Annotated in this window: 26 protein-coding genes and 1 tRNA gene; 13 read left to right on the forward strand and 14 right to left on the reverse strand. The window is 66.0% G+C overall.

All coding sequences use genetic code 11. From position 1 onward, the window contains the following. Positions 1 to 2 precede the first annotated feature (2 nt). Positions 3 to 365, reverse strand: a complete 363-nt coding sequence (locus tag KQ307_RS02605) for an NAD(P)H-quinone oxidoreductase subunit 3 (RefSeq protein WP_259702743.1) — start codon at positions 363 to 365, stop codon at positions 3 to 5. Positions 366 to 491: 126 nt separating this feature from the next. Between KQ307_RS02605 and KQ307_RS02610 the strand changes: the two genes are divergently transcribed. From KQ307_RS02610 to KQ307_RS02635, 6 genes are all read left to right on the forward strand, one after another. Then, on the forward strand, positions 492 to 917 hold the full coding sequence (locus KQ307_RS02610) for a rubredoxin (RefSeq protein WP_399242521.1): 426 nt from the start codon (positions 492 to 494) through the stop codon (positions 915 to 917). Between the two features lie 5 nt (positions 918 to 922). Continuing rightward, complete coding sequence (locus KQ307_RS02615) at positions 923 to 1,918, forward strand: photosynthesis system II assembly factor Ycf48 (protein ID WP_259726829.1); 996 nt, start codon at positions 923 to 925, stop codon at positions 1,916 to 1,918. A gap of 88 nt (positions 1,919 to 2,006) precedes the next feature. Further along, a complete protein-coding gene (psbE, locus tag KQ307_RS02620; protein ID WP_255088494.1) occupies positions 2,007 to 2,255 on the forward strand; it encodes a cytochrome b559 subunit alpha in 249 nt (82 codons plus the stop codon). Positions 2,256 to 2,259: 4 nt separating this feature from the next. Beyond that, positions 2,260 to 2,397 (forward strand): cytochrome b559 subunit beta, encoded by a 138-nt coding sequence (gene psbF / locus KQ307_RS02625; protein ID WP_071800397.1) that lies wholly within the window; start codon positions 2,260 to 2,262, stop codon positions 2,395 to 2,397. Positions 2,398 to 2,406: 9 nt separating this feature from the next. Continuing rightward, positions 2,407 to 2,526 (forward strand): photosystem II reaction center protein L, encoded by a 120-nt coding sequence (locus KQ307_RS02630; protein WP_071800396.1) that lies wholly within the window; start codon positions 2,407 to 2,409, stop codon positions 2,524 to 2,526. A gap of 48 nt (positions 2,527 to 2,574) precedes the next feature. Then, positions 2,575 to 2,775: a photosystem II reaction center protein J gene (locus tag KQ307_RS02635; protein WP_259702746.1), complete on the forward strand. Its 201-nt coding sequence runs from the start codon at positions 2,575 to 2,577 to the stop codon at positions 2,773 to 2,775. On the opposite strand, the gene KQ307_RS02640 is transcribed toward KQ307_RS02635, so the two are convergent. The 9 genes from KQ307_RS02640 to gcvT form a co-directional block, all read right to left on the reverse strand. Then, positions 2,751 to 3,773 carry an NAD-dependent epimerase gene (locus KQ307_RS02640; RefSeq protein ID WP_259726830.1) on the reverse strand — a complete coding sequence of 341 codons (1,023 nt, stop codon included), beginning with the start codon at positions 3,771 to 3,773 and terminating at the stop codon, positions 2,751 to 2,753. The genes KQ307_RS02635 and KQ307_RS02640 overlap by 25 nt on opposite strands. Before the next feature lie 29 nt (positions 3,774 to 3,802). Continuing rightward, positions 3,803 to 5,248, reverse strand: coding sequence for a nucleotide sugar dehydrogenase (locus tag KQ307_RS02645; RefSeq protein WP_259726831.1), 1,446 nt, complete (start codon positions 5,246 to 5,248; stop codon positions 3,803 to 3,805). Beyond that, on the reverse strand, positions 5,245 to 6,549 hold the full coding sequence (gene hisS / locus KQ307_RS02650) for a histidine--tRNA ligase (RefSeq protein WP_259726832.1): 1,305 nt from the start codon (positions 6,547 to 6,549) through the stop codon (positions 5,245 to 5,247). The genes KQ307_RS02645 and hisS overlap by 4 nt, the downstream gene beginning before the upstream one ends. Before the next feature lie 40 nt (positions 6,550 to 6,589). Continuing rightward, positions 6,590 to 7,519, reverse strand: a complete 930-nt coding sequence (locus KQ307_RS02655) for a UDP-glucuronic acid decarboxylase family protein (protein WP_259726874.1) — start codon at positions 7,517 to 7,519, stop codon at positions 6,590 to 6,592. Between the two features lie 73 nt (positions 7,520 to 7,592). Then, positions 7,593 to 8,255 (reverse strand): 7-carboxy-7-deazaguanine synthase QueE, encoded by a 663-nt coding sequence (locus KQ307_RS02660; protein WP_259726833.1) that lies wholly within the window; start codon positions 8,253 to 8,255, stop codon positions 7,593 to 7,595. Next, entirely contained in the window at positions 8,256 to 9,902 is a 1,647-nt protein-coding gene (locus KQ307_RS02665) for a CTP synthase (protein ID WP_259702751.1), read from the reverse strand. A 174-nt stretch (positions 9,903 to 10,076) separates the two neighbouring features. Then, the gene (locus KQ307_RS02670; RefSeq protein ID WP_259700837.1) at positions 10,077 to 10,562 is read right to left on the reverse strand and encodes a Dps family protein; all 486 of its coding nucleotides are present in this window, start codon (positions 10,560 to 10,562) and stop codon (positions 10,077 to 10,079) included. 163 nt (positions 10,563 to 10,725) lie between these two features. After that, positions 10,726 to 12,549, reverse strand: a complete 1,824-nt coding sequence (gene aspS / locus KQ307_RS02675) for an aspartate--tRNA ligase (RefSeq protein ID WP_259726834.1) — start codon at positions 12,547 to 12,549, stop codon at positions 10,726 to 10,728. Positions 12,550 to 12,635: 86 nt separating this feature from the next. Continuing rightward, on the reverse strand, positions 12,636 to 13,796 hold the full coding sequence (gene gcvT / locus KQ307_RS02680) for a glycine cleavage system aminomethyltransferase GcvT (protein WP_259700839.1): 1,161 nt from the start codon (positions 13,794 to 13,796) through the stop codon (positions 12,636 to 12,638). Positions 13,797 to 13,964: 168 nt separating this feature from the next. On the opposite strand from gcvT, the gene KQ307_RS02685 reads away from it, so the two are divergent. Further along, complete coding sequence (locus tag KQ307_RS02685; RefSeq protein WP_259700840.1) at positions 13,965 to 14,213, forward strand: hypothetical protein; 249 nt, start codon at positions 13,965 to 13,967, stop codon at positions 14,211 to 14,213. A 200-nt stretch (positions 14,214 to 14,413) separates the two neighbouring features. Further along, positions 14,414 to 14,773 (forward strand): cyclic nucleotide-binding domain-containing protein, encoded by a 360-nt coding sequence (locus KQ307_RS02690; RefSeq protein ID WP_259700841.1) that lies wholly within the window; start codon positions 14,414 to 14,416, stop codon positions 14,771 to 14,773. Here KQ307_RS02690 and speB read toward each other — a convergent pair. Both speB and speE read right to left on the reverse strand, forming a co-directional pair. Further along, a complete protein-coding gene (speB, locus tag KQ307_RS02695) occupies positions 14,767 to 15,669 on the reverse strand; it encodes an agmatinase (protein ID WP_399235718.1) in 903 nt (300 codons plus the stop codon). The two genes, KQ307_RS02690 and speB, sit on opposite strands and share 7 nt — an antisense overlap. A gap of 36 nt (positions 15,670 to 15,705) precedes the next feature. Further along, a complete protein-coding gene (speE, locus tag KQ307_RS02700) occupies positions 15,706 to 16,596 on the reverse strand; it encodes a polyamine aminopropyltransferase (protein WP_259726835.1) in 891 nt (296 codons plus the stop codon). A 110-nt stretch (positions 16,597 to 16,706) separates the two neighbouring features. On the opposite strand from speE, the gene arfB reads away from it, so the two are divergent. Next, positions 16,707 to 17,141 carry an alternative ribosome rescue aminoacyl-tRNA hydrolase ArfB gene (arfB, locus tag KQ307_RS02705; RefSeq protein ID WP_259700843.1) on the forward strand — a complete coding sequence of 145 codons (435 nt, stop codon included), beginning with the start codon at positions 16,707 to 16,709 and terminating at the stop codon, positions 17,139 to 17,141. Here the strand turns inward: arfB and mazG are convergent. Together mazG and KQ307_RS02715 are read right to left on the reverse strand one after the other, a co-directional pair. Continuing rightward, on the reverse strand, positions 17,120 to 17,992 hold the full coding sequence (gene mazG / locus KQ307_RS02710; RefSeq protein WP_259726836.1) for a nucleoside triphosphate pyrophosphohydrolase: 873 nt from the start codon (positions 17,990 to 17,992) through the stop codon (positions 17,120 to 17,122). The two genes, arfB and mazG, sit on opposite strands and share 22 nt — an antisense overlap. A gap of 42 nt (positions 17,993 to 18,034) precedes the next feature. Continuing rightward, positions 18,035 to 18,553: a metal-binding protein gene (locus KQ307_RS02715; RefSeq protein ID WP_259726875.1), complete on the reverse strand. Its 519-nt coding sequence runs from the start codon at positions 18,551 to 18,553 to the stop codon at positions 18,035 to 18,037. Positions 18,554 to 18,612: 59 nt separating this feature from the next. Between KQ307_RS02715 and KQ307_RS02720 the strand changes: the two genes are divergently transcribed. From KQ307_RS02720 to KQ307_RS02735, 4 genes are all read left to right on the forward strand, one after another. Continuing rightward, a tRNA-Val gene (locus KQ307_RS02720) sits at positions 18,613 to 18,684 on the forward strand. A gap of 143 nt (positions 18,685 to 18,827) precedes the next feature. Further along, complete coding sequence (locus KQ307_RS02725; protein ID WP_259726837.1) at positions 18,828 to 20,018, forward strand: hypothetical protein; 1,191 nt, start codon at positions 18,828 to 18,830, stop codon at positions 20,016 to 20,018. Between the two features lie 182 nt (positions 20,019 to 20,200). Beyond that, on the forward strand, positions 20,201 to 20,410 hold the full coding sequence (locus KQ307_RS02730) for a helix-turn-helix domain-containing protein (RefSeq protein WP_259726838.1): 210 nt from the start codon (positions 20,201 to 20,203) through the stop codon (positions 20,408 to 20,410). Between the two features lie 567 nt (positions 20,411 to 20,977). Continuing rightward, positions 20,978 to 23,299 (forward strand): AAA family ATPase, encoded by a 2,322-nt coding sequence (locus KQ307_RS02735; RefSeq protein ID WP_259726839.1) that lies wholly within the window; start codon positions 20,978 to 20,980, stop codon positions 23,297 to 23,299. Positions 23,300 to 23,923: the final 624 nt, after the last annotated feature.

Here is a 23,923-nt window from a genome sequence, read left to right on the forward strand (position 1 = left end):
GGTTAGCTCCATTCGAGGGCGCCCTTGCGCCAGGCGTAGGCCAGGGCCACCACCAGGATCGAGATAAAGATGAGGGCCTCGATGAAGGCCAGCAGGCCGAGCCGGTTGAACGCCACGGCCCAGGGGTAGAGGAACACCGTTTCCACGTCGAAGATCACGAAGACCAGCGCGAACATGTAGTAGCGGATGTTGAACTGGATCCAGGCCCCGCCGATCGGCTCCATGCCCGATTCGTAGGTGAGCCGCCGCTCGCCGCTGCGGGATTTCGGAGCAACGAGCTTGTTGGTGACAAGGGCCAGCACCGGAACCGCCGCTGAGATCAGCAGAAAGCCCAGGAAGGCGTCATAGCCGGGGAGAACGAACATCAGCCGACCGAACCTGGCGGGAAGTCTGGCATCCGCCGGCGGAAATCGAAGGATCCAGCCCAGCCATCAGGCTGCTGATCGGAGGGTCTCGATAGAGTTGGCGGCATCGGCAGGGTGTCCATCGCCATGGTCAGTGGTCAGGACAACGAGCCGCAGAACGATCTGCCCCCTGAAACCGTTGCCACCGAGCCGGTTACGGCACCTGTCACCGAGCCGGTGACGGCGCCTGCCACCGATCCCGCCAGCCATCGCTTCGAGTGCCGCAGCTGCGGCTTCGTCTACGACCCCGATGAGGGCATTCGCAAGCTGAAGATCGAAGCAGGCACCCCCTTCAGCGCCCTTGACCCGGTGGGTTTCCGCTGTCCGGTCTGTCGCAGCCGGGTCGGCGCTTTCCGTGACATCGGTCCGCGCAGTCAAGCGAGCGGCTTCGAGCAGAACCTCGAGTTCGGCCTCGGCGTCAACAAGCTCACCCCGGGCCAGAAGAATGTGCTGATCTTCGGGGGCTTCGCCCTCGCTTTCGCCTTTTTCCTTTCCCTCTATTCCCTTCGTTGAGCCCCGTGAACCGTCTGTTCTCCTCCCTGCTCTCCCTTGTGCTTGCCGTTGGCCTCAGCTTCGGGCTCACTGGCTGCGTCACCTCGGGTCTGGCCTTGACGGCAACGAGCCCCTGGCAGCCGCTGCAGCTGAACACCACCTCCAGCCCCCTCGATCTGGCCTTCAGCGATGATCGGCATGGCTTCTTGGTGGGCAGCAACCGCCTCATCCTGGAAACCGACGATGGCGGATCCAGCTGGCAGGAGCGGGCACTGGCTCTGCCGGAAGGCGATAACTACCGTTTGATCAGCGTCGATTTCAACGGCCGCGAGGGCTGGATCGCCGGCCAGCCTGGTCTGCTGCTGCACAGCACCGATGCCGGCCAGAACTGGGAGCGCCTCCTGCTCGACACGAAGCTCCCCGGCGAGCCCTACCTGATCACGGCTCTCGGAGCCCAGCAGGCCGAGCTGGCGACCGATGTGGGAGCCATCTACCGCACAGGTGATGGCGGCTCCAGCTGGCAGGCGGAGGTGAGCGATGCGGCCGGAGCCGTCCGCGATCTGAGACGTTCGCCTGATGGTGCGTACGTGAGCGTCTCGAGCCTGGGCAATTTCTTTGCCACCTGGGTGCCGGGACAGGAGATCTGGCAGCCCCATCAGCGGATCAGCAGTCAGCGGGTGCAGAGCATGGGATTCCAGCCTCAGGGGACCCTCTGGATGGTCACCCGGGGAGCCCAGCTCCGCTTCAATGCCGATGCCTCCGACCTTGATCAGTGGAGCAAGCCTGTGATTCCGATCACCAACGGCTTCGGCTATCTGGATATGGCCTGGGACCCCACCGGGGCGATCTGGGCTGGTGGGGGCAGCGGCACGTTGCTGGTCAGCCGGGATCAAGGCGCCAGCTGGCAACGGGATCCGGTGGGATCTGAGCAACCGACCAATTTCAACCGCATCGTCTTCACCCCTGATGGCAAGGGCTTCGTGCTGGGTGAGCGGGGCAACCTGTTGCGCTGGGTGGCCTGACCGTCGCCGCTGTGTAACCAACCACCCGATCCCTTCCCGATGCTCCCGGGTCGACCCTTAAGATTCAGCAGCTGAATTGCCCGCTGCCATGGCTGCCGGCTCCACCGGGGAACGCCCCTTCTTCGAGATCATCACAAGCATCCGCTACTGGGTCATCCATGCGGTCACCTTGCCTGCCATCTTCCTGGCCGGCTTTCTGTTCGTGTCCACCGGGCTGGCTTACGACGCCTTCGGAACGCCGAGGCCTGATGCCTATTTCCAGGCTCAGGAGGCCAAGGCGCCTGTGGTGAGCCAGCGCTACGAAGGCAAGAGCCAACTTGATCTGCGCTTGAAGTGATTCCATGAGCCAATCTCCAACCGCCACCACGCCACGCAACTACCCGATCTTCACGGTGCGCTGGCTCTCGGTTCACGCCCTGGGAGTTCCCACGGTGTTCTTTCTGGGCGCCCTGGCCGCCATGCAGTTCGTTCGTCGCTGATTCAGAACCATGGAGCGCAACCCCAATCCGAACAACCTGCCCGTTGAGCTGAACCGCACCAGCCTTTATCTGGGGTTGCTGCTGGTCTTCGTGATCGGCGTGTTGTTCACCAGCTACTTCTTCAACTGAAATTCAGCATCAGCTGAATTCTGTTCAACGCAATCCCGACATCTCGCCATGAGCGGTAAGAAATCAGGCCTCCCCGATGGCCGCATTCCAGATCGTCTCCCCGACGGCCGGCCCGCCGTTCCCTGGCGCAGCCGTTGGACCGAAGGGGCCCTTCCCCTCTGGTTGGTGGCCACAGCCGGCGGAATCGCCGTGATCTTCGTGGTCGGTCTCTTCTTCTACGGCTCCTACGTCGCGGTCGGCTCAGCCTGAATCCAGCTTCGATACCAATCGGCAAAGCGCCCCACTCCTTCGGTGAGGGGCGTCTGGGGGGCAAAGCCAACCCAGCTCTCCAGGGCTGAGGTGTCTGCCGCCGTGGAGGTCACGTCGCCTGGCTGCATCGGCTCCAGTTGCTGAATCGCAGCGCGACCCAGGCATTTCTCCAGCACGGTGATGAACTCCAGCAGCGCAACGGGCTGGCTGTTGCCGATGTTGAACAGTCGATGGGGCACCGCCGCCGTGGCCGGATCCGGCGCCATGGGATCGAAATCGGTTGCTGCCGTTGCCGGCTTGTCGAGGCAGCGCACCACCCCTTCGACAATGTCGTCGATGTAAGTGAAATCACGCTGCATCAGGCCCCGGTTGAACACCCGGATCGGCTCGCCCGCCAGGATCGCCCGGGCGAACAGCATCGGCGCCATGTCCGGTCGTCCCCAGGGGCCGTACACGGTGAAGAAGCGCAGGCCGGTGGCCGGCAAGCCATAGAGGTGGCTGTAGGTGTGGGCCATCAGCTCATTGGCCTTCTTGGTGGCGGCATACAGGCTGACCGGATGGTTCACGGCGTGCTGTTCCGAGAACGGCAGGAGCTGGTTGCCGCCATAGACCGAGCTGCTGGAGGCATAGACCAGATGGCTGATGCCGTTGTGCCGGCAACCCTCCAGAATTGAGAGAAACCCCACCACGTTGCTGTTCACATAGGCGAGGGGATTCTCCAGCGAGTAGCGAACCCCCGCCTGGGCGGCGAGGTGCACCACCCGGTCGGGGCGCTCGCTGGTGAACAGCTCCGCGATCGCGCTGCCGTTGGCCAGGTCCAGCTGCTGGAACTGAAAAGAGGGCTGGAGCAGCAGCCGCTGCAGCCGGGCCTGCTTCAGGGCCGGGTCGTAGTAACTGTTCAGGTTGTCGAGGCCGATCACCCGCTCCCCGCGTGCCAGCAGTCGCTCAGCCACGGCGGCGCCGATGAAGCCCGCTGCTCCGGTGACCAGCACACTCATCGGTCGGGTCCGTTGTGTGGTTCAACCATTCAGCTGCCCTCCCCGACCCGCCAGACCTTCAGCCCGGCTGCCCGGGCCGCTGCCGCATCGGTGATGGCGCGGGCATCGAACAGCCAGGCGGGGCGGCGCATCCGTGAGGCGATTGCCGACCAGTCGAGCTCGCCGAAGGCGCTCCATTCGGTGAGGACCACAACGGCATCAGCGCCGGTGACGGCCTCCAGCACGGAGGCGCTGCTCTGCCAGCTGCCATCGCCGCCAGGGCCACTGCCATCACCTGCCGCTTCCGGGCGGCCAAGGTCGCTGCTGATCTGACCGCCGCCCACCTTGGGGTCGTGAATCGCCAGATGGGCGCCCTCTTCGAGCAGGTCGAGGCAGATCCGGATCGCCGGTGCTTCCCGGGTGTCATTGGTGTCGGCCTTGAAGGCGAAGCCGAGCACGGCGATCCGTTTGCCGCTCACCGTGCCGAACAGGCTGGCCACCACCAGCCGGGCGATCCGCTGCTGCTGCCAGCTGTTGAGCTCCACCACCTGCTGCCAGTAGCGGGCCACTTCTTCGAGGCGGTAGTGGCGGCAGAGGTAAACCAGGTTGAGGATGTCCTTCTGGAAGCAGCTGCCGCCGAAACCAGGCCCCGCGGCCAGAAAGCGGCTGCCGATGCGCGAATCCGTGCCGATCGCCCGTCCCACCTCGCGCACATCGGCACCGGTGGCCTCGCAGAGGGCGGCGATCGCATTGATCGAGGAGATCCGCTGGGCCAGGAACGCATTGGCGGTGAGCTTGGAGAGTTCGCTGCTCCAGAGGTTGGTGCGCAGGATCCGCTCCGGTTTCACCCAGTGGCCGTAGACCGAGGCGAGCGCCTCAATCGCGGCGGCTTCATCGCCGCCGATCAGTACCCGGTCGGGGTTCTCCAGATCCTTGATCGCGGTGCCTTCCGCCAGAAACTCGGGGTTGGAGAGCACCGCGAAGGATTTGGCGCCGTTGCTTGAAGGGTCGGCCGGGTCGGCGCCGGGTTGGCCCTGGGAGGCATTCAGGATCGCCTGGACGGTTTCGGCCGTGCGAACCGGCAGGGTGCTTTTCTCGACCACGACCGTGTGACCCTGGGCCGAGGCGGCCACCTGGCGGGCGGATGCCTCGATCCAGCGCAGATCAGAGGCTTCTCCGGCGCCGATCCCGCGGGTCTTGGTGGGGGTGTTCACCGAGAGGAACACCATGTCCGCGGCGGCGATTGCCCCATCCACCTCGATGCTGAAGTGCAGGTTGCGGCCCCGGCAACGCTCCACCACGGCGGCCAGTCCAGGCTCGTAGACGGGCAGCTGGCTGGTGTCGGGATCGTTCCAGGCGGCGATCCGGGCCACGTTGAGATCCACCACCGTGACCTGGATGTCCGGGCAGCGGTCGGCGATCACCGCCATAGTGGGTCCCCCCACGTAGCCGGCGCCGATGCAGCAGATGGTGCGGATCTCCAGAGGGGTGCTCATCGAGTCGTGGGAGCCAGGCAATCCGACTGAGCATCGCAGAGATCACTCAGCAGGAGCCGAACCGTGTCCGATGGAGCAAGGCGCTGTTCGGTGGCGGTGCGGAGATCCTTGAGGATCACCATCCCCTGGTCGCTTTCGCCCTCACCGATCAGCACCGCCCAGGGCGCTCCTGAGCGATTGGCCCGTTTGAGCTGTTTAGCGAAGGCGGCCCCGGAAAGGTCCAGTTCCACCGCGCAACCGCCTCGCCGCAGCTGTTGGGCCAGGGCCAGGGCCTCCAGTTCGGCCGCCTCCCCGCGGCTGACGAGATAGACATCGGCTGCCTTCGCCCCAGTCAGCCCCTTGGCTGCTTCGTTGCTGCTGAGCAGAAGCACAAGCCGCTCCAGCCCGATCGCCCAGCCCACCGCCGGGGTGGCCGTGCCGCCCAGTTCCTCGACCAGGCCGTCGTAACGGCCCCCCCCGCAGACCGTGGCCTGGGCTCCCAGCTCACTGCTGGTGATCTCGAAGGCCGTGTGGGTGTAGTAATCCAGGCCCCGCACCAGCCGGGGGTTGAGCCGGTAGGGAATATCCAGTTGGTCCAGGGCCCGACGGACGCGCTCGAAGCGTTGCCGGCTGGCTTCACTGAGACAGTCGCCGAGCAGGGGGGCGCCGGTCAGGATGGCTTGGGTGTCGGGCGACTTGCTGTCGAGGATGCGCAGGGGGTTCGTGTCGATCCGCGCCTGGGCCTCGGGATCGAGCTGGTGGCGGCGTGCATCCAGCCACTCGACCAGCACGGCCCGGTAGTGGGCCCGGTCGGTGGCATCGCCCAGGGAATTGAGCTCCAGGGTCAGCGCCTGGATTCCCAGCGCAGCGAGCAGATCCCAGGCGATCGCGATCGCTTCGGCGTCGCTGCGGGGATCGGCGAAGCCGAGCAGCTCGACGCCAAGCTGATGGAACTGGCGCTGACGCCCCGCCTGGGGACGCTCATAGCGGAACATCGGCCCTCCGTACCAGAGCCGCTGCGGCCCCAGGTTGAGCAGACCGTGCTGCAGCACCGCCCGCACCACCGATGCCGTGCCCTCCGGTCGCAGCGTGCAACGGCGCTGGCCGCGGTCTTCGAAGCTGTACATCTCCTTGCCCACCACATCGGTGGCGGCGCCGATGCCACGGGCGAACAGCTCGGTGGCCTCCAGCAATGGTGTGCGGATCTCCGTGAGTGCGGCCCGGTGGAACTGGCGCTGGGCGCAGGCTTCGATGGCCTGCCAGAGCGCCATCTGCTCAGGCAGCAGATCCACCATGCCCCGAAGGCTCTGCAGTTTCTCCACGCCGACGTTCAGCACTTCGCCCAGTTTGCGGGAGCGCCGCTCAGGCCTCCAGGCGACGCCTGAAGTCGGCGATGGTGCGATCCAGACCCTCGCTCAGATCCACGCTGGGCTCCCAGCCCAGTTCCTGCTGAGCCAGGGTGATCACCGGCTGCCGCTGGAGTGGATCGTCCTGGGGCATTGGCTGGGTGACCAGGGGGAGTGACGGATCGATCCGCTCACGTACCAGCTCGGCCAGCTGACGAATCGTGAATTCGCCGGGGTTGCCGATGTTGATCGGGCCGGGGTGATTCCCGTTCATCAGGCGGATCAGGCCCTCGACCAGGTCGTCGACGAAACAGAAACTGCGGGTCTGGCTGCCATCGCCATAGAGGGTGAGCGGCTCGCCGCGCAGGGCCTGAACGATGAAATTGCTCACCACACGGCCGTCGTCCGGCAACATGCGGGGACCGTAGGTGTTGAAGATCCGGGCGATGCGGATTTCGGTGCCGTGCATGCGGTGGTAGTCGTAGCAGAGGGTTTCCGCCACCCGCTTGCCCTCGTCGTAGCAGGCGCGGATGCCATGGGTGTTGACGCAGCCCCGGTAGCTCTCCGGCTGGGGGTGAACATCCGGATCGCCATACACCTCGCTGGTGCTGGCCATCAGCAGCCTGGCGCCGACCCGGCGGGCCAGGCCGAGCATGTTGTAGGTGCCGAGGAAGCTCGTCTTGGCGGTCTTGATCGGGTTGTGCTGGTAATGCACCGGCGAGGCGGGACAGGCCAGGTGCCAGACCCGGTCCACCTCCAGCCGGATCGGTTCGGTGACATCGTGGCGGACCAGCTCGAAGCGTGGATGGCCGATCCAGCCGGCGATGTTCAGCTTGCGGCCGGTGAAGTAATTGTCGAGGCAGATCACCTCGTCGCCCGCCTCCATCAGCCGGTCGACCAGATGGGATCCGACGAAGCCGGCACCACCGGTGACGAGATGGCGCATTGGTGTGGTGCTCACACGAATCGGTCAGGGTTTCGTGAGTGTATGGCTGCTGCCATGGCTGTGCTCCCGGCGCTCAGCGCAGGCCCAGCCATTTGTGGGTCTGCAGACTGAGCCGCCAGCCAGGCTGGTGGTGTACGAAGCCGATCGCTGCCGCCAGGCCCGCCGGGCTCTCCCAGCCGGGCTGCAGCAGCAGCAGGGGCGGAGCGGCCGTTGGCGCACCAGTGGCGCTCCGGCGTTCCTGGATCGCCGCGGCCGCCATCGCTTCGGCGAAGGGGAGATCAGCGGGGCCGTGAACCACCACCTTGAGCTCGTCGCAACGGGCCAGGGCCTCGCGGCTCGGGGGGAGATGGGGCTTGGGGGAGAGGGTGATCCAGGCAAAGTGGCCCGAGAGCGGATCCACGCCGCTGGTTTCGAGATGGATCGGCAGCGGGTGCAGGGCGGCACAGAGGGCATCGAGCTTGTGGTGAAGTGGCTCTCCGCCGGTGATCACCACAAAGCCGGCGCCAGCATCGGCTGCCGCTTGCGCCAGGGCGGCCAGCTCCGCCGTCGATTGGTTGGGATGCACGCCGGCAGGCCAGGAGTGCTTGGTGTCGCACCAGGAGCAACCCACGCTGCAACCACCCAGCCGGATGAAGAAGGCGCTGCGGCCGGCGTGCGCCCCCTCCCCTTGCAGGGAGTGAAAGGTTTCGACCACCGGCAGCGAAACGGGATCGTTTGCGAAGCTTGATTCGGCCATTCAACGGGAGACCGGCACCCCACAGGGCTGGGCTGCGCTCAGCTCCAGAGCCTCCCGCTGCTGGGCCGCTTCGATCAGGCCGCGGAAGAGGGGGTGGGGTTTGCCGGGGCGGGAGAGGAACTCGGGGTGGAACTGGCAGGCGGTGAAGAAGGGATGATCGCCCAGTTCAATCAGTTCCACCAGGCGGCCGTCCGGAGACGTGCCGCTGATCGTGAAGCCTGATTCGAGGAACAGGTTGCGGTAGGCGTTGTTGAACTCGTAGCGGTGCCGGTGCCGCTCATAGACCACTTCTTCCCCGTAAAGACGGGACGCCAGCGTGCCGGAAGCCAGGCGGCATGGGTAGACCCCGAGTCGCATCGTGCCGCCCAGGTCGACCACATCCAGTTGCTCCGGCAGCAGGTGGATCACCGGGTGGAGGGTCTCGGGGTCGAGTTCGGCACTGGTGGCCTCCGGGAGCCCCGCCAGGTTGCGGGCCCACTCGATCACGGCGCACTGCATGCCGAGGCAAAGACCAAGAAAAGGCACCCTGTGCTCCCGTGCCCAGCGGATCGCCGTCACCTTGCCGTCGACTCCCCGGTTGCCGAATCCGCCCGGCACCACCACCGCGTCCATGCCCTCCAGCAGGGCATCAGGCCCCTGGGCTTCGATCTGCTCTGCGCAGACCCAGCGCAGGTCGAGGGAGGCGTCGCGATCGATGCAGGCGTGGCGCAACGCCTCCACCACCGAGAGGTAGGCATCGTTGAGGCTCACGTACTTGCCCACCAGGGCCACCTTCACCGTGGGCCCCGGATTGCGCAGTTTCCGTACCAGCTCCGCCCAGCGGGCCATGTCGCTGGCGCGATCGTCGAGCCCCAGCACGTCAAGAACTTCGCGGCAGAGGCCCTCGCGCTCCAGGGCGATCGGCACCGCGTAGATGCTGTCGGCATCGAGGGCGGGGATCACCGCCCTGGTGGAAACGCCACAGAAGCCGCCGATCTTGGCCTTGAGCTCGTCGCTGATCGGCCGGTCGCTGCGGCAGACGAGCAGATCGGGCTGGATGCCGATCGAGCGCAGCTCCTTCACCGAGTGCTGGGTGGGCTTGGTCTTGATCTCGCCGGAGGTGCCGATGTAAGGCAGCAGGGTGACGTGCACGTAGGCGAGGTCGCGACGACCCACATCGCCGCGGAATTCCCGGATCGCCTCCAGGAAGGGCAGCGATTCGATGTCGCCGACGGTGCCGCCGATCTCGGTGATCACCACATCAACGCCGCTGTCGGCGGCGACCCGATGGATGCGTTCGCGAATCTCCCGGGTGATGTGGGGGATCACCTGGACCGTGCCGCCGTTGAAGTCGCCGCGGCGTTCCTTGTTGATCACCGCCTGGTAGATCGAGCCGGTGGTCACGCTGTTAAGGCGCGACATGGCGGTGTCGGTGAAGCGTTCGTAGTGGCCCAGGTCAAGGTCGGTTTCAGCGCCGTCCTGAGTGACGAACACCTCGCCGTGCTGGTAAGGGCTCATCGTGCCCGGATCCACGTTCAGATAGGGATCGAGCTTGAGGATCGAAACGCTGTAGCCCCGGCTCTTCAGCAGCCGGCCCAGGCTGGCAGCCACGATCCCCTTGCCGATGCTCGACACCACCCCACCGGTCACAAAAACGAACTTCGCCATGGGTGGTGGAGCCTGAGGCGTTGGCGGACACACCAATCTATCGACCTCCCATCAGTAAGAAATCCCTCTCATCAGAGCCCCCAACCCGGCCTCCTACCCCTGACGCCCTCGGGTCTGGCTGCGGCCGTTGCGCCCGCGCAGCGGGCAACACGGCCTGCGCCGGACCCGAGGGCGTCAGCCCTCCAGGAGGCTGCGCAGCATCCAGGCGGTTTTTTCGTGGATCTGCAGGCGCTGGGTGAGCAGGTCGGCGGTGGGTTGGTCGTTGGCCGCATCGGCCAGGCTGAACACCGATCGGATCGTGCGGGCCACGGCTTCATGGCCCTGCACCAGTTCATGCACCATGGCCAGGGCGGCGGGCACGCCTTCGGTTTCGGGGATCGAGGAGAGGCCCGCATAGGTGGCGCCGCCATAGGGAGCCGGAAACCCGAGGGCGCGGATCCGCTCAGCGATCAGGTCTAGGGCCGTCCAGAGCTCGGTGTACTGGTCCATGAACATCAGGTGGAGCGTGTTGAACATCGGCCCGGTGACGTTCCAGTGAAAGCCGTGGGTCTTGGCGTAGAGCACGGTGCTGTCGGCCAGGACGCGGCCGAGCCCCGCGGCGATCTGCTGCCGCTGAGCTTCGGGGATGCCGATGTCGATCGGGGGCGCGGTGATGGCCATGGGGGATTCGCGGGAGAAGGGTGGACCTCGTTCTAGCCGTGGCGATGCGGCCAGTGGCACCATCGCCACGGCCCGTGGCAAACGTTGGCTGGGGCGGTGGTGCGCTCAGCGGTGATGGCTGGGGCTGGAGGGCTCATCTGCCGTGGCTGCGGCTGGAGCTCGCTCAGACTTCCTCTTCCACCCAGGTGCTGGCCACGTGCAGCTCCTGCAGTTGCTTCAACGACACATCAGCCGGGGCCTGAGTGAGCAGGCAGCGGGCCTGCTGCGTCTTGGGGAAGGCGATCGTGTCGCGGATCGACTCCTCACCGGCCAGCAGCATCACCATGCGATCAAGGCCGAAGGCGATACCGCCGTGGGGCGGGGCGCCCATGTCGAGCGCTTCGATCAGGAAGCCGAACTGCCGCTCGGCTTCTTCCAGCGGCAGGCCGATGGTCTGCAGCACCTGCTTCTGCAGGGCCGCATCGTGAATGCGCAGCGAGCCGCCTCCCAGTTCCAGGCCGTTGAGCACCAGGTCGTAGGCCTGGGCGCGGGCGGTGGGCAGGCTGGTGGGCCAGCCCGTGGGGTCGGCGCCGAGATCGGCGGCGTTGGGCGCACAGAAGGGATGGTGCAGGGCCTCCAGGCGGTTCTCCTCGGCGTTGAACTCGAACATCGGAAAATCCACCACCCAGAGGAAGTTCCAGGCACCACCGGCGCCGCTGGCGGGCACCAGAGCCAGCTCACGGGCCAGGAACTGGCGCACCCGATCGAGCGCCTTGTTCACCGTGGCGGTGTCGCCGGCGCCGAACAGCAACAGGGTGCCGGGCTCAGCGCCGGTGCGACGCAGCAGTTCGGCCTTGCCCTCGGCGCTCAGGTTGTCCTTGATGGCGCCGATGCTGTCGATCTCGCCGCCGTCGCGCACGCGGATGAAGGCCAGGCCCCCGGCACCGGCGGTGGTGGCTTCAGAGAACACGTCGCCGCCGGGCTTGATGCGCACGTTGCTGATCGCGTCGTTGCCGCCGGGGATCGCGATGCACTTCACCGCTCCGCCCGCCGCCACGGCGCCGGAGAACACCTTGAAGCCACTGGTGGCCACGATGTCGCTCACATCGACGAGCTCCAGGCCGTAGCGGGTGTCGGGCCGGTCGGTGCCGTAGCGGTCCATCGCCTCCTGCCAGGTGAGCCGGGGGAAGGGGCTGGGCAGCTCGATTCCCTTGGCGGCGCGCCAGATGGTGGCGATCAGCCGTTCGTTGAGCTGCAGGATCTGCTCCTGCTCCATGAAGCTCATCTCCAGGTCGAGCTGGGTGAACTCCGGCTGGCGGTCGGCGCGCAGGTCTTCGTCGCGGAAGCAGCGGGCCACCTGGTAGTAGCGCTCGATGCCGCCCACCATCAGCAGCTGCTTGAACAGCTGGGGCGACTGGGGCAGAGCGAACCACTCGCCGCCACACACCCGGCTGGGCACCAGATAGTCGCGGGCGCCTTCAGGGGTGGAGCGGGTGAGCACGGGGGTTTCCACCTCCATGAAGCCCTCGTCCTCAAGGAAACGGCGGGCCGCCTGGATGGTCTGGGCGCGCAGGCGCAGGTTGCCGTTCATGCGCTCACGGCGCAGATCCAGATAGCGGTGGCGCAGGCGCAGTTCCTCCCGCACCGGCGTGTCGTCGTGCACCGACACAGGGAAGGGCAGATTGCCGCGCACCTCATTGAGCACCTCGATCGCGGCAGCCAGCACTTCGACGCCGCCGGTGGCGAGCCGCTCGTTGCGGGATTCGGCGGGGCGATCGCGCACCGTGCCTGACACCTTCAGCACGGTTTCATTGCGCAGCCGCTCGGCCGCGGCGAACGCGGCGGGGGAAAGATCGGGGTCCACCGTGATCTGCACGGTGCCGCTGCGGTCGCGCAGATCGATGAAGATCACGCCGCCGTGATCACGCCGCCGGTCCACCCAGCCGCACAGGTCCACTGCCTGACCCGTGGCATCGCTGCGCAGGTCGCCGCATCCGTGGCTGCGCATGGGGGAAATCGAGGGGAAGGGCGAGTTTCCCACAGGGGGCAGGAGCCACGGTCTCAGCGGCTCAGGGGCGCCAGGGCCTGGGCGGCTCAAGGGCGTCGGTAGAAGGGCCGCTTCACCACCACCGCCGGGTGCGTCCGTCCGCGAACCTCCACAGCCAGCTCCGTGCCGGGCCTGGCGGCGGTGGCGGGCACATAGGCCAGGGCGATCGCCTCCTCCAGGGTGGGCGACCAGGTGCCGCTGGTGACTTCTCCCACCACCTGGCCGTCCTGCAGCACCGGGTAGCCGTGGCGGGCGATCGCCCGGCCCTGCAGCTTCAAACCCACCAGCCGTCGGCTCACGCCAGTGGCTGTCTGACTTTCGAGAGCGGCGCGGCCGATGAAGTCGGCGGGCATCTCCAGGTGGACCAGCCAACCGAGCGAGGCCTCCAGTGGGGTGGTGGTGGCATCCATGTCGCTGCCGTAGAGATGCATGGCCGCCTCCAGGCGCAGGGTGTCGCGGGCGCCGAGACCGCAGGGGCTCACCCCCTCCGCCAGCAGTTGCTCCCAGAGGTCCAGGCCCGCCTGCCGGTCCAGCAGCAACTCGAAGCCGTCTTCGCCGGTGTAGCCGGTGCGGGCCACGAACACGGAAGTCCCGGCCGCGGCGCCGCCGGCGCTGCCCGCCAGCACCAGGTCGCGATGACCGAAACGGGGCAGACCGGCCAGGCTTTCGCCGGCCAACGCCTCCAGCCGGGCAGGCGCTTCGGGGCCCTGCAGGGCGAGCAGCACACCATCCACCTTGCGATCCTCGATGGCCACGCCATCGGCAGCCAGCTGGCTGCGGATCCAGGCGGTGTCGGCTTCGGCGCAGCCGGCGTTGATCACCAGCAACAGGGTGTCGGTGGGTCCGGCAGCCGCGTCGACTCGGCCCTTGTCGTAGACGATCAGATCGTCACGAATGCCGCCGGCATCGTTGAGCAGCACTGTGTAAAGAGCTTCACCTGGCCCGATCCGACCGAGATCGCTTGGAACAAGACGCTGCAGGGATTCCTTCACGCCATCGCCCTGCAGCAACAGCACTCCCATATGGGAAATGTCGAACACCCCGCAGTGCCCCCGCACGGCCTTGTGCTCCTCGATCAGCCCCTTGAACTGAACCGGCATCTCCCAACCCTCGAAGGGCACCATCCGCCCTCCGTGTTGCTGGCAGAGCGCCGCCAGGGGGGTGCGCCTCAGCGGCTGGGCCGCCGCTGGCGCTGAAGGAACGGCCATGGCAGAGAGAGGGCATGCGTGGATCGGGGGATCCTATGGAGACCGGCGGGCTGCCTGGCCGTTCCAGCCCCGGTGGGGCTCAATCCCGAAGACTTCCGGGAGGTTCGGTTCTTACCTCGCTCAATGGTCTCCACGTTCTGTACTTTGTGGATCATCCCTGGATCAGTCATGGGCCAGCGCCCAAGTTGTCGAAGCTGCAGTCACTGCCTCCCCCCTGCTGGGAGCGAGGCGGGCTGGTGCAAGCTCAGGCGGCTGGCGATCCATGCCGAATGGAGTGGCGAACTGTCTTGCCACCATTGGACCCTGCCGGTGAATGGCGGCAATGAAGGGTCCCATCAACGCTTTCCAGTGCTAGCTCAGGCCCGCGCTGATCAGCAGCTCTGCCTGGCTGACCTGCTCGATCCGGTTCCCGCCTGATCCCGGGACGAGGGCAGGCTCAATGGGCCCTCTAAATCGCCTATTGTTTCCGGCTGGCTCTTGGGCCTGCGAACATGTCTCTGGCCAGTGGCCAGGGAGCTGGGAACAGCGCACCATGGGCCTGGTTCACACGTTGCTTTTCTGTTCTGCAAGGAGGTAGATGATTGGTCAAATCCGCGACAGCGCTTCCGGTTGAGTTGTTGGCCTCCCAGGTGGATGGCGAAACCTTCACTCTGCCCACTGGCACCTTGATCTTTCGAGAAGGCGACCACGCCAATGAGATCTACGGGCTGCGAAAGGGAATCGTCGAGTTGATCGATAAATCGGGGGAGCGGGTCTGCTATCGCCCCGGTGAACTGTTCAGCTACCTGGACATCCTCTGGCGGGGTGGTTCTTTCCGCACTGATGCCGTGGCTCGAACGCCTGTCGAGGTGGTGAAGCTAGGGCGACTGAGTTTTCTGAACCTGCTCCACAACCATCCCACCCTGGCGGTGGCGTTGATCTCCCAGCAGCACCTGCGCCTGCGGGAGCAACGAGCCAGCGGCTCCTACTGCTACTGAGTCCGGCCAAGGAGCAGCAGCAGGCTGCGGGTCACCTTGGCGGCCAGAACAGCGCTGCAGCCTGTTGCATCGAGCATCGGGGCCAGTTCCACCACATCCGCCGCCACCAGTGCGTGGTGGCGGAGTTCTTCGAGCAGGCCACTGAAGTGGCCCCAGAGAAATCCTCCCGGCTCCGGCGTGCCCGTGCCCGCCATCACCGCTGGATCGAACCAGTCGAGATCCACCGTGAGGTAGATCGGCCGGCCCCGCAGCGGGGCCAGGGCGGCCACCAGGTCGGCCTGCAGGCGTTCGGGGGCCAGGGCGAGCCCCTGGCCTGCCCCCACCAACCGCCCACTGCTGCGCAGTTCGGCGAATTCAGCCCGGGTGCCACTGCGGATGGCGATCTGCAGGAGGTCGCCACTCGGCAGGACCTCCAGGCAGCGGCGCATGGCACAGGCATGGCTGTGGCGTGAGCCCAGCCAGCTCTCGCGCAGATCGGCGTGGGCATCGAGCTGCACCAGCACGAGGTCGGGATGATGGGCTGCCACCGCAGCCACGGCGCCGCTGCTGATCGAGTGCTCCCCCCCCAGCATCAGGGGGCGGAGCCCCAGGGCCAGCACCCTTTCGGTGGCCAGGCGCACGGCCTCGATGACGGGCTCAGGGGCTCCCAGCGGGATCGCCACCGCCCCGAGATCGGCAAAGGGCAGATCCTCGAGATCCAGATTGAGCTGGGGGTCGTGGGTTTCCAGGCCGGCACTCACCTCCCGGATCGCCGCTGGCCCGAAGCGGGCGCCGGGACGGAAGGAGGTGGTGCCGTCGTAAGGCACACCGAACAGCCCGACCCGGCAACCAGCCGGATCGCGGCGGCTGGCCATGAACACGGCTCCATCGGTGTCGAACAGATCGGGGGTGGTCACGGAGGCTGGAAACGGGGTTGTCAGGGCCGGAGACGCTCAGCTGTCGAGCTCCCGCTCGATCGCGGCGGGGACGGCCTCGAACGCTCCACCCTGCCAGCGGGGGCTCCAGATCTGACAAGCCGGCGCCACGGCGGCGGCCCGTTCCGGGTCGGGGTGCCGGTAGCGGGGTCCATCGGTGGCGGCAAAGGTCCAGCTCCACCAGCCGCTCGGGTACATCGGCACCCAGCCGTAGAGCGGATCGGCATGGCCGAACACCTGGCGCAACAGCCGTACCGTCTCGAGATGAACGCTGCGGAAGGCCTCCGGTGATTCGCTCTGGGTGGCGAAGACGCCGCCGGGTCGCAGCAGCCGGCGGCAGTGCTCGAAAAAGACACGGTTGAACAGCCCTGTCGCCGGGCCGGCCGGATCGGAACCATCCACGATCACCACGTCGTAGCTGGCGGTGGGGGCAGCGGCCACCCAGGCGATCCCATCACCGATGGTGAGGTGGAAACGGGGATCGCTCCAGGCGCTTCCTCCCAGGGAAGGAAGGTGCTCTCGGCACAGCTCCACGACCAGGCCGTCGATCTCGACCATGTCGAGCCGGGCCACCCCGGCATGGCGCAGGCATTCGCGGGCCGTGCCGCCATCGCCGCCGCCGATCACCAGCACCCGCTCGATCCGCTCGGCACCGCAGAGGGCGGGATGCACCAGCGATTCGTGATAGTGCCGTTCCTGGTGCTCGGCTGTCATCCAGCAGCCATCGAGCAGGAGGCCCTTGCCGTAGCGCTGGCTGTCGATCACGCAGATCTGCTGAAAGGCGCTCTGCCGCTCCAGCACCACCTTCGCTTCGAGGCCATAGCGCACCCCTTCATGGATCTCATCCACCCAGCCCGTGCTGGGCTGGCCCGGCCCCTCGGCGGGGCTGTCGGCAGGAGTGGTGCTCACGCGGGGACAGGAACGAACCGATCCAGCTAAGCGCCTCGCCCCCGTCGGCTGGAACACAGGCCAGCGGAGTGCGCTCCAGGCCCAGAGTGGCCACCTGTCAGCCTGAATCGATGGCAGCTGATCTGGCCATCACGGCAGCGTTGACCATTCCCGCCACGGAGCTGGGCTGGCGCTTCTCGCGCGCCGGCGGCCCCGGCGGCCAGGGGGTGAACACCACAGACTCCCGCGTTGAGCTGGTTTTCCCCCTGGCCACCTCCCCCTCCCTGCCACCCCTGTTGCGGGAGCGGGCTCTGCGGCGCCTTGGCGGCACGCTGGTGGATGGGGCTGTGGTGATCGTGGCTGCGGAACACCGCTCCCAGTGGCTCAATCGCCAGGCTGCCCTGCGGCGGCTGAAGGCGCTGCTCGCCGAAGCGATCGCCCCGCCACCGCCGCCCCGTCGGCCCACCCGGCCCACGGGCGGCTCGGTGCAGCGGCGGCTGGCCGCCAAACGCCGCCGCGCCCAGGCCAAACAGCAGCGGCGGGATCAGGGCTCCCCTGACGACTGATCAGCCCCCTTTGGCCTGGCCTGCTCGGCGCGGATCTCTGCCTTCGCCTGGCGCCAGAGCACTTCGAGCTGGTCGAGACTCTGGCCGCTGAGCGCGCCGCCGAGGGCGGCCTCCACCCGGGAGAAGCGTTCCAGGAAGCGGTGGTTGGTGCCCGCCAGGCCCTCCTCCGGGTTAAGGCCGCACCAGCGGGCCACATTCACCAGGGTGAAGAGCACATCCCCGAGCTCCGTCTCGGCGTGGACCCGATCGCCGCTGGCCACCGCCTCGCGCAGCTCGGTCAACTCCTCGTCGAGCTTGGCCCACACCCCTTCGATCGTCTTCCACTCGAAGCCTGCCGCAGCGGCCTGGCGCGAGATCGTCAGGGCGCCAGCCAGGGCCGGCTGGCCGCGCACCTGGCGCCCCAGCTGCGCGCTGAGGCTGTCATCCCTGCCCCCTGCGCCGCGGGCGGCCCGCTCCTCGGCCTTGATCGCCTCCCAGCTGGGGTGAACTGCCGATCGATCGCCGAAGACATGCGGGTGGCGGCGCACCAGCTTGGCGGTGATGGCGCGGGCGATCGTGTCCAGATCGAAGCGTTGCTGTTCGGCGGCGATCCGGGCATGGAGCACCACCTGCAGCAGCAGGTCGCCCAGCTCCTCGGCCAGGTGGTCGTCGTCGCCATGGCGGATCGCGTCGGCCACTTCGTGGGCTTCTTCCAGAACGAAAGGCACCAGGGAGGCATGGGTCTGCCGCAGGTCCCAGGGACAACCGCCGCCTGGATCGCGCAGCTGATCCACCACCGCGACCAGCCCGGCGAGAGCGGTCGCGGCGGAGCGGCTGATCCCAGGGGTGTCGCGCTGCTCGGACGGGGTCATGGCAAGACCTGGCTGCAAGCCAGAACCACAGGGCGATGGGGCTCAGCGTCGGTTGCGCCTGCGGCGCCGCCAGCCTGGACGCAGCCAGCGGGGACGCCGTGGCAGCGGGTCCCCATCCTGGATCAGATGCAACCAGCTGCTCGATTCCACCCCGATCAGCGCGGCCAGCAGCAGGGGCCGCTGCCGGTCCCAGAGCCCGGTGGCCAGGGCCAGCAGGCGGGCGGGTGGGGGCGCACCCAGCGGCTGCAGGATCAGGCTCAGAACCAGGGCCACCGCGGCGAGGTAGGCCAGGCGGCCGGCGGTGCCGAGCCCAGGGCTGTGGGAGAGCAGGGAACGGTGGCGCAGCAGCCGGCGATAGGGCAGCCAGAGCAGGGCCAGCGGCCCCCAGCGGCGGGTGGGGTTGGAGGCGGTGTCGAGATCCGGAGAGAGCCACAGCCCACCGATCAGAAAACCCGCTGCACCACTGGCCAGACCGGCCGCCCCGAGCCAGGGCCAGCACAGCAGCCCGAACGGAAGGCACAGCAGCCAGCTGGCACGGTCGTGGCTGCGGCCACTGGCCATCAGGGTGCAGGCGCCGGATGGTTGCCAGCATGGGGGCATGGACCCCAGAGTGGGGCGAAGGGCGATTAGCTCAGCGGTAGAGCGCCTGCCTTACAAGCAGGATGTCGCTGGTTCGAAACCGGCATCGCCCATTCCCTGAAAATCCAGGCCAGGACTGGAATCTTTGCCTGCACTGCAGGGGATCTCAGGGTCAACTATTGCCCTTCCATCGCGCCCAAATAGGCCGGATTGCCCCCGAAAGTGCCAGGATTTCACGCAGATTTCACGCGGCACCATGGCCTCCCCTTCCTGGCTGCGGAACTTGAGCCAGTCCTTCAAGGCCCACCGTCTTGGGCGGAGCGGCTGGTACGTGGAGCTGAACCGTGACCGTCTGCGGCTGGTCTCCGCCGAGCTGCCACTCAGGCCAGGCGAATCACCAGACATGGCTCACAAGCGCAGGGCTTACAGCCTGTCCGCACCACCCGGGCCGGCCACCGCCGCCGCGGCCCTGAGCGAGGCCTGCGCGGTTTTTGACAGCGTGGTGGACGGAACCTGGCAATGGCCCGACCCAGCAGCTTCGCCGCTGGCAGTAGATCCTTGCCACTTGAATCCTGAGCACCTCAAACGGTTGATCCAGCAGCTCCGCTCCAACCTTGTGGGTGAGCGCATGACTGCCCGCACGTGGGAACGCACCTGGGCCCCGTTCCTCCACCAGCTGGCAGAGAGTGCCGCTTCGCACCACATGGACAACGACGCATCCCTACTTCTCGCCTACCTGCGGCGATGGGAGGCGAACACCCGCTCCCGACAGATGGCACACGATCGTGGACGGAGCCTTTGGAAGGAAGCAGGCTGGTTCTGGCCGGACGAAGCGAAGCAACTGCGCGGGAACGGCAAGGCCGCGGCCGATCCCGAGGGGGTCAGGGCCTTCAGAGACGAAGAGATCCAGATGCTGCGCGAGAAGGTCGAGAAAAGCCCCAGGCTGATGGATGGCGATCTTCTCGCCTGGGACATCTTGGCTGTTTTCGGGCTCAGGCCACAGGAGCTGATTGGACTGGAGGTGAAAGGCGGAGCCAGGGGTGTGCTTGTGGCTGTGGTCACCCGCTCGAAGCGCTCCAGCAAGGGTGCTACAAGGCCGCGGCAGGTACCGGCCGTGCCCCCGGCCGACTGGCCGCCGGACTGCTACGGCCTTCTGCAGCGCTGGTGCTCTCACGGGTTGCCTCTATGGAGCCAGCAAGCAACAGGCCCCGGCGCCCACATGACACAGCAATTGCGCCGCCTGCAGATGCCCGGCGACCTCACAAGTTATGGGCTGCGGCACGCGTTCGCTCTTCGCCTTGGCCTTGACCTGGGGCTCCACGTCCGCGAAAGCGCTGAGTTGATGGGTCACTCGCCACAGGTCCATCTGGCTACCTATGGGCGGCGTCTGGATGGCCCGAGCCTGCAGCGGAAGGTGCAGCAGCTGGTGGCCGACCGCAAGCAGTAGGGGAAGACCCAGCTCCTTGCTTTCAAAAAGGAAACGGCCATTTCTTTTCCTATGCCTAGAAAAGGAAATGAACGTCTCCTTTTTATTTCTGTTGTAGGGCGGACTGCGGCGCTATAACTCCTCCAGGGGCCGGGAATACCCCATCAGTTTCCACCTGTCCCCAACCATTCACAATGGCCTTTATGACCACCACCTCAGAGGTGGCGGCAGCACTTCGGCTGTCGAAAAATACGCTTATCCGACTGCGCGCTTCAGATGTTCTTCGGCCCGCAATTCACTTCATCAATATCGGCCGGGGCGACCAGCGTGCCTGCCTGAGATGGGATCTCGACAAGGTGGAAGAAACCCTCGCGCGGCGCTCTAAATCACTGCCCCGCCCGAGCAAGAAGTAATCAGCAGCAGCCCGAACCCCACCTGAGATTCACCTCTCCTTCGAGCACCGGAATCGCTGCAGGGCCACCTACATCCTGCTCCGCCGCCGCAATGCCGCCGGGATTGGCAACACATAGAAGCCTCGGCCGAGGGGCACAGCTTGCGCAACCAAGTCTTGCTCGAAGCGCAGTCCCGGGTCGAGACGACCATTGCAATTGCCGAGGAGGAAGCCTCTTTCTGAGATCTGCGCAGCAGGAGCTCTGGACGGTGACACCCGCTGCGAGGGACGCAAAAGACCGCAACTTGGCAACAACTCACAGCCGCCGCATTTGTAAAGACTCTCAGAAATGATTACTCATGAATCTGATGATTTTACCTGATCAGTCTGCCACCCTACAGCCCCTGCATATTGCAAAACCTCAGCGGGAAACTCTCTACGCATTAAGCCTTCATGAGCGGCAGCCGGTTGAGGAGAAACTCTACGCCAGTCTGTTAGTGGGATGCGGAGGATTTTACTCTCATACCAGGTCATCCCCCGAAGATTCAAGCGCAACGGATGTTCGTGTCGAGGTGTCGCTATGGACCGAATGATCCCCAGTTCCACTAGGCATCCCTGCCCGGTCTGCGGTCGTACGAAGGACGGCGACTGCCGGATTGGCGCTATCGGCGAGACGGTGATCTGCCATCACCCCAAGGACCTCAAGCCCGGGGAGGTGAGCAATAAAATCTGGGCTTTCACCGGGAACACTTCAGACGGCCGAGCCGGACACTTCACGAGGGACAAGTCCCGGGAGAAAGACAGTCGCGGCGTCTCCATTCGCGCCGATCAAAAAAGGGTCAAGCCTCTGGCCCCGGCCCCCAACATTGATGGTCCACCCAAACCAGTCCGGCATGCTGGTCTGCGGCACTTCGACTACGAGGACTCTGAGGGTCGGAAGCTGATCCGGGTTCACCGGTCCGACGATGGCAAGGGCAACAAGAGGATCTGGCAGAAGTCCCTCGTCCAAGGAAGCGAGCCGAGTGACCTCCTGCACCGTGTCATGCCGTATGGCGCCCAGAGCGCTAAGGCTGCCCTTGAGGCAGGGGCTCCCTTCGTTTTCTGGGTTGAAGGCGAGCCCTGCGTAAATGCACTCGCCAAACTGGGCCTTGCGGCTGTCACCCAAATTGGCGGCGCTGGTGGCTTCAAACCCGAGCGCGACAGTGGTCTCTTTCCACCTGAACGGCTCGTGATCGTGCCAGATCGGGACCAGCCCGGTTTGAAGTACGCCCACCAGGTTGCTGCCGCCTATCCCGGCGCTCAGTGGCTGCTCTGCTGGCCTGAGGATCCAGCCCTATGGAATGGACACTGCCCCGCCAAAGGTGGCCTCGACATCGCCGACTGGATCGACGAGTGCATCACATCCGATCAGATCCTGGCGGCCATTGTCCCTGTCGGCCCACCGGCCCCTGGCGTTGCCACCACCCTTAACAAGGCGAAACAGAGGGATGCTCAGGCCGCGGCGGTCCATCAGCCGCCGGCCGTCAACATTTTGCCTATCCCCGCAAGTGTGGGAGGGCAGGGATTCCCGGTCAGCTCTGACCTCAAGGCCCGTTGTGGCCAGCAGAGACTTCCCCACGCTCGACGTCTGGAATGCCTCGAGCGCTGCGTCTACGTTCAGGCAAGGCGCCAGCGCAACTCTTTCAAGCGCAGGGCCCGACTCCTGAAGGCTGTCCGCGACCTGGGGCTGTCCAAGGACATCAACAGGTCGGATATCGCCCAGATGGTCCTGGAGGCCAAGGATGAGCAGCACGGGCAGATGTTCCAGATCCTGAACGCGGCCGATCGTGCAGCCATGCCTCGCCCCCGGGTGGAATGGCTCATCCCGGGTGTGCTGCCTGCCAATGACGCCTCGATCCTGGGCGGCCGAGCAAAGGTCGGGAAGTCTCGCCTCGCGGTATCGATCGCCCACGCAGTCCTGACCGGCTCCAGCTTCCTGGGCTTCGTCACTCAGCCTCAGACGTGCCCCGTGATCCTGATCACCGACGACCAATCGGATGGCGATTCCGCCGAAATGGTGGAGGCCCTGGCCTTCTGGGATCACCCCCAGCTGGCCTGGTCCCGTCATTTCCGCTTCACCGAGAAGAACCTGGATAGACTGTTGGAGGCAATCGATGCCTATCCCGGCGCCCTGGTGATCCTCGACAGTCTTCGGTCTGCCGCCCGGTCACTCCTTCATGGTGAGAACGACCCAGAAATCGGCGAGACTCTTTATGACCTGAAGGAGGCGGTCCTGGAGAAGGGCGGCACCCTCTTGGTGATCCATCACTGCAACAAGTCGGAAGGCTTGGTCGGCACCGAGGCCCTGAGCGGCCACAACGCCATTGCTGGCGCGGCCAATGGCGTGCTGACCATGCACTACCTGAATATCGGTGCCGAGCTGGCCAAGGACGTCCCGGAGCGGCGCCTGGTACGAGAGGCCCGCAGCGGAGAAGGCTTCGATCTCGTCATCACCCGCCGTCCTGGGGGCGGCTTCGATCGTGTCGGCCCCTATGCAAACTTGCGCAAGGAGGCCGAGCAGCAGCAGGCAGTAGAGCGGCTTACCGAAGAACAGCGAGAGATTCTCAAGCACCTGGAGGGCGATCCCGACCGGTGGTGGACCGCCCGTGACGTTGCCAAGGCCCTGGGCATCACCTGGGAGAACAGTAGGGACCCGGCGGCGCAGCGAGTCAAGCGCGGCCTTGGGCGACTGGTAGAGCTCAGAAGGGCTGAATCCGTCAGGCCCGTCAACGAAATGACCTGGAAGGCCCTCTCACGCAATACACCCCTGACGAACCCATTGAACCCATTGAACCCGTTGCAGTGCAAAGGATCTGCGTTCATCACCCTAGATGATGAACTTGATAAACCCCTTGTGACGAATGGGGAATGACCCACCGGGTTCAAGGGGTTCATCAACCCTGGTGATTAAGGACAATACCTGTCTGGATCTGGGGTTCAAGTAGTTAATCAGGTTCATCACGGGAATAACAGGGTGCATCGCTGCTCAGGCAAGGCCGAGTGGTTCTTCCCGACACTGTGCCTCGAGCATGCAGATTCAGAACTTCTAGGAATGGGACCGCTGGCTGCCCCGCTACCTGGCGATCAATAACCGCCTCAAGAAGCTCTCGACCCTCGGCTGGCGCTCGCCTCAGAGGCGGCTCGACGAGCTGCTTCGCTGACGAACCTGGTGGGACCACACAACTAGGAGCAGCTCGACGAGTTCTTAGGCGCCCTTGAAGCCCTGGGCGGCTCGGCGAGTAACGGCCGGCTCCACGAGCTGCTCGGTTGGGAAGAGACCGCCTACGAGGCCGTGAAGGCCGCCCTGGTGGCCAAGGGCATCGTGTGGTTGTGGTGCCAGGCCGCGGCGGCTCGGTCGCGATCGCCGGCGCCGAGGCCCTCCCCAGGCCCCAACCGGCCGCACCAGCTCCCGCACGCGCACCATGAGTGGCAAGAGCCCCCCCGCATGCTCACCCTTGCTCAGCTGGAGCGGCACCTGTTCGGAGCGGCAGACATA

It is taken from the genome of Synechococcus sp. CS-1326, assembly GCF_025128115.1.
Lineage (GTDB): Bacteria > Cyanobacteriota > Cyanobacteriia > PCC-6307 > Cyanobiaceae > Regnicoccus.

Coding starts and splice junctions, on each gene's coding strand:
- KQ307_RS02670 (WP_259700837.1), bottom strand. CDS start 10,562: ATGGCCATCACCGCGCCCCCGATCGACATCGGCATCCCCGAAGCTCAG.
- KQ307_RS02715 (WP_259726875.1), bottom strand. CDS start 18,553: ATGGCCAGTGGCCGCAGCCACGACCGTGCCAGCTGGCTGCTGTGCCTT.
- aspS (WP_259726834.1), bottom strand. CDS start 12,549: ATGCGCAGCCACGGATGCGGCGACCTGCGCAGCGATGCCACGGGTCAG.
- KQ307_RS02605 (WP_259702743.1), bottom strand. CDS start 365: ATGTTCGTTCTCCCCGGCTATGACGCCTTCCTGGGCTTTCTGCTGATC.
- KQ307_RS02640 (WP_259726830.1), bottom strand. CDS start 3,773: ATGAGTGTGCTGGTCACCGGAGCAGCGGGCTTCATCGGCGCCGCCGTG.
- mazG (WP_259726836.1), bottom strand. CDS start 17,992: ATGACCCCGTCCGAGCAGCGCGACACCCCTGGGATCAGCCGCTCCGCC.
- KQ307_RS02645 (WP_259726831.1), bottom strand. CDS start 5,248: ATGAGCACCCCTCTGGAGATCCGCACCATCTGCTGCATCGGCGCCGGC.
- KQ307_RS02685 (WP_259700840.1), top strand. CDS start 13,965: ATGGGCCAGCGCCCAAGTTGTCGAAGCTGCAGTCACTGCCTCCCCCCT.
- KQ307_RS02725 (WP_259726837.1), top strand. CDS start 18,828: ATGGCCTCCCCTTCCTGGCTGCGGAACTTGAGCCAGTCCTTCAAGGCC.
- KQ307_RS02730 (WP_259726838.1), top strand. CDS start 20,201: ATGACCACCACCTCAGAGGTGGCGGCAGCACTTCGGCTGTCGAAAAAT.
- psbE (WP_255088494.1), top strand. CDS start 2,007: ATGGCTGCCGGCTCCACCGGGGAACGCCCCTTCTTCGAGATCATCACA.
- KQ307_RS02660 (WP_259726833.1), bottom strand. CDS start 8,255: ATGGCCGAATCAAGCTTCGCAAACGATCCCGTTTCGCTGCCGGTGGTC.
- KQ307_RS02735 (WP_259726839.1), top strand. CDS start 20,978: ATGATCCCCAGTTCCACTAGGCATCCCTGCCCGGTCTGCGGTCGTACG.
- arfB (WP_259700843.1), top strand. CDS start 16,707: ATGGCAGCTGATCTGGCCATCACGGCAGCGTTGACCATTCCCGCCACG.
- KQ307_RS02655 (WP_259726874.1), bottom strand. CDS start 7,519: ATGCGCCATCTCGTCACCGGTGGTGCCGGCTTCGTCGGATCCCATCTG.
- KQ307_RS02630 (WP_071800396.1), top strand. CDS start 2,407: ATGGAGCGCAACCCCAATCCGAACAACCTGCCCGTTGAGCTGAACCGC.
- KQ307_RS02635 (WP_259702746.1), top strand. CDS start 2,575: ATGAGCGGTAAGAAATCAGGCCTCCCCGATGGCCGCATTCCAGATCGT.
- KQ307_RS02665 (WP_259702751.1), bottom strand. CDS start 9,902: ATGGCGAAGTTCGTTTTTGTGACCGGTGGGGTGGTGTCGAGCATCGGC.
- gcvT (WP_259700839.1), bottom strand. CDS start 13,796: ATGGCCGTTCCTTCAGCGCCAGCGGCGGCCCAGCCGCTGAGGCGCACC.
- psbF (WP_071800397.1), top strand. CDS start 2,260: ATGAGCCAATCTCCAACCGCCACCACGCCACGCAACTACCCGATCTTC.
- KQ307_RS02610 (WP_399242521.1), top strand. CDS start 492: ATGGTCAGTGGTCAGGACAACGAGCCGCAGAACGATCTGCCCCCTGAA.